Here is a 3,434-nt window from a genome sequence, read left to right as displayed (position 1 = left end):
TTCTAAATCGGCGGGAATTTGCTGTAAAGCTTTCAAATAGGGCGAATTTCCCGAAGCAACCAAAGCCGCTAAATCGGCTAATTTGACTAAAGATGCCGCTAGGGAAAGTAAATCGCGGGCGTTAGCCGTTCCTGCGCCAACGCGACCGCTTAAACGTTCTATATCGTAGATTTCCCTTAATTTTTGCCGAATATCTTGGCGCAGGGCGGGATTATCCTTTAACTCTTGGATAGTATCTTGACGGGCGCGAATACCGCGAGAATCTAAGAGGGGTTGCAGTAACCAACGACGTAAGGCGCGACTACCCATGGCCGTACAAGTACGATCAATCGCCCATAATAGAGAACCATAGAAGCTACCATCGCGCACCGTTTGGGTAATTTCAAGGTTGCGACGGGTTTGCCCATCTAAAATCAAAAATTCGGAGATAGAGTAGGTTTTTAAAGGTTGTAGGGGGACTTGATTGGCTTTTTGGGTATCTTCAATGTATTCTAAGAGGCCTCCGGCGGCGCGAATAGCAAGGGGTAAATGTTCGCAGCCCATACCCTCTAGGGAACGCATTTTATAGGTGATTAGGAGACGATTTTTCGCCTCTGTGAGAGTAAAGATAGTTTGGGGACGGAGAGAATAACAAAAACTATCGGGTAAACAGGGGGGGAGATGGTCGGATTTTTCCCCAGGGCGCAAAATACGGTTTAAATCGGGGGCATTGATGGGAAAAAGGATTTCCGAGGGCTGTAAACGGCTTAATTCTAGGCTTAAAGCCGTTAAATCGCTGGCTTGGGTGGTGTAGAATTCTCCGGTGGAGATATCTGAATATGCTAATCCCCAATTTTCTCCGGTAATCACCACAGCGGCCAGAAAATTATTCTTTTTTGCGTTTAACATTCCCTCATCGGTGAGGGTTCCGGGGGTGAGCAGTTTGGTGATAGCGCGTTCTACGAGTCGTTTTTCGGCGGCTGCTTCCGTTGAATCCTCTACTTGGTCACAAATCGCCACTGCATAGCCTTTTTCCACCAATAAACGACTATAACGCTCTAGGGCGTGGTGGGGAACCCCGGTCATGGCGACTCTCCCAATCCCTTTACCCCCTTCCTTGCTGGTGAGAACTAATTCTAATTCTCTGGAGATAATCACCGCATCCTGAAAGAAACACTCGAAAAAATCGCCCACACGATAGAGTAAAAGAGCATTGGGATAGGTTTCTTTTACCTCCACATAATGCTGGTACATGGGGGTGAGTTTATCGCGATCGAGTCCGCGATAATCACGATGGGGATCTTTATTGGTAGCCGGTGGTTCTAGGGGAAAATCCGAGGGGAGAGTCATGGGTCAAAGAAAGCTGGACAATGTTTTAATGAACTGTTCCCCACCCCTTGGCTGAGTGGGAAGTTTCTGACGCTTCTTCGTCGATGGCGGTTGCCTCAGACTTCCGCACTAGGAGAACCACTTCATGGTTCCCCTTGCTGCATCTTCCCCACTCCCCTAGGCTGAGAGTGGGGACTGACGCAGGTTCGTTCAATATTAGATAGACACTTCGCTTAATTCGCGAGTGAGATGATCAAAGGGTTCAGCAATCAAAGAGGTGTCGGTAATACCCGCCTCAGTAGCCATGGTTTGAATCATTTCGCTCATGATTTGGATACCGCGCACCGTCGGACCGATGGGAACCCCGAGGGAATTATAGGTTTCCCGCAGTCCTTGCAGTACCCGTTCATCTAGAACATTAGTATCGGCAGCCACCAGCGCATAACTGGCATAGCGGAGATAGTAATCCATATCCCGCAGACAGGCAGAATAACGACGGGTGGTGTAGGCATTACCCCCGGCGCGGATCAATTCGGGAACTTCTTCAAATAGACGAATCGCCGCCCCACGCACGAGCGCCGCCGAATTAGCGTTAATGAGGGCGGCGGCAGCTAGACGGGCAGTTCCCGAGGCAAAATATTGTTTAAGATTATCGATCGCATCTCGATCGAGATAACGTCCGGTGACATCGTATTTTCTAATCAGGCTAGTTACCGCGTCTCGCATTATTAAGTTTCTCCCAACAGCAATAAAGACATTTTTGAGTTTCGCTTTATTTATAATCTCACAGGGTTGAACTTCGGGGGACATCCCCAGTCTAACTCTCTTGCTTGTCTAACAATTTGTTGTTTTTTTGAGACATTTCTTTACATTTAAGGCATTGGCTGGACCGGCGCTGGGTGGCGGAATTATCCTTTATTAGTCGAGGTAGTGGACGAGGCACTCAAAATAACGAGATTATCCCGATGAATAATGGTTTCTGCGGCCATATAACCTAATAAACTGGCAATACGCTCGGAATGTTGACCTTTCACTCGATCGATCTCCTCACTACTATAATTAACAATTCCCCTGGCCAATTCCCGGCCTTCTTGATCGCACAATTGCACCGATTCCGAGGCGCTAAATTCCCCCTCCACTTTGGTGATCCCGGCCGCGAGCAGAGATTTTCCCCCCTGACAAATGGCTCGAATTGCCCCGGTATCGAGATAGATTTTACCCATGGGCAGTAGTCCGTAGGCGATCCAGCGTTTGCGGGCGTTATCACTGCGTTTTTGGGCCTCAAAACGGGTTCCAATCGCCTCTCCTGCCATAATTTTTAAGATATTGCCGGGCTGCCGTCCCCTAGTAATCGCCATTTCTACCCCGGCGCTGGTGGCAATCCGGGCCGCCGCCAATTTAGTCGCCATACCCCCGGTCCCCCACTGACTGCCACTACTACCGGCATCGATCGATAGTTGCGCTAATTCCGCGGGACTAACTCGGGCAATAGCCGCCGCTTCGGGAAATAGCCGCGGATCGGCACTGTAGAGGCGATCCACATCGGTGAGGATAAATAACCAGTCAGCCTCGATTAAACTGGCTACAAGGGCTGATAAAGTGTCATTATCGCCGAATTTTAACTCATCGATCGCCACCGTGTCATTTTCGTTGACAATGGCAATTACCCCTAATTCAAACAAAGCCTGAAAGGTATTATAGGCGTTGACATAACAGGTGCGTTCCATCAATTCAGGCCGGGTCAGCAAAATTTGGGCGATCGGTTGACCAAGACTGGTAAAGAGGTCATCATAGATCCGCATCAGACGACCTTGGCCGACGGCGGCGATCGCTTGTTTGAGGGCGATTTTTTTCGGTCTTTCCTGTATTCCCAGACGACGGCAGCCCACCCCCACGGCCCCGGAAGATACTAATACCACCCGATGACCGGCAGCGCGCAACCGGGTGAGGACTTCCACTAAAGCGGCGATCGTGGAGAGGGATAATTGGCCGGTTTCATTATCGGTCAAACTGGAAGTACCGATTTTGATCACTATGGTTTGGTTCATCGTCAAGGGGTGTGGGGTGTAGGGTGTGGGGTGTGGGGTGTGGGGTGTAGGGTGTGGGGTGTGGGGTGTGGGGTGTGG

The 3,434-nt window shown here is 49.9% G+C and carries 4 protein-coding genes; all 4 read right to left on the bottom strand.

Translation table 11 applies throughout. The annotated features are described in order from the left end of the window. A partial coding sequence (locus PX482_RS14280) for a MutS N-terminal domain-containing protein (protein ID WP_502888561.1) occupies window positions 1-1,329 on the bottom strand: 1,329 nt, incomplete at its 3' end. A 25-nt stretch (window positions 1,330-1,354) separates the two neighbouring features. Continuing rightward, the gene (locus PX482_RS14275; RefSeq protein ID WP_288094488.1) at window positions 1,355-1,522 is read right to left on the bottom strand and encodes a hypothetical protein; all 168 of its coding nucleotides are present in this window, start codon (window positions 1,520-1,522) and stop codon (window positions 1,355-1,357) included. A 2-nt stretch (window positions 1,523-1,524) separates the two neighbouring features. After that, window positions 1,525-2,034, bottom strand: coding sequence for an allophycocyanin subunit beta (apcB, locus tag PX482_RS14270; RefSeq protein WP_044035076.1), 510 nt, complete (start codon window positions 2,032-2,034; stop codon window positions 1,525-1,527). A 182-nt stretch (window positions 2,035-2,216) separates the two neighbouring features. Further along, window positions 2,217-3,356 carry a glutamate 5-kinase gene (proB, locus tag PX482_RS14265; RefSeq protein ID WP_288122588.1) on the bottom strand — a complete coding sequence of 380 codons (1,140 nt, stop codon included), beginning with the start codon at window positions 3,354-3,356 and terminating at the stop codon, window positions 2,217-2,219. Window positions 3,357-3,434 lie beyond the last annotated feature (78 nt).

Source organism: Microcystis sp. M53602_WE12 (assembly GCF_030065455.1).
GTDB classification, from domain to species: domain Bacteria; phylum Cyanobacteriota; class Cyanobacteriia; order Cyanobacteriales; family Microcystaceae; genus Microcystis; species Microcystis aeruginosa.
Note: the sequence above shows the minus strand (reverse complement) of the source record. Positions and strands in the feature narration are given on the sequence as shown.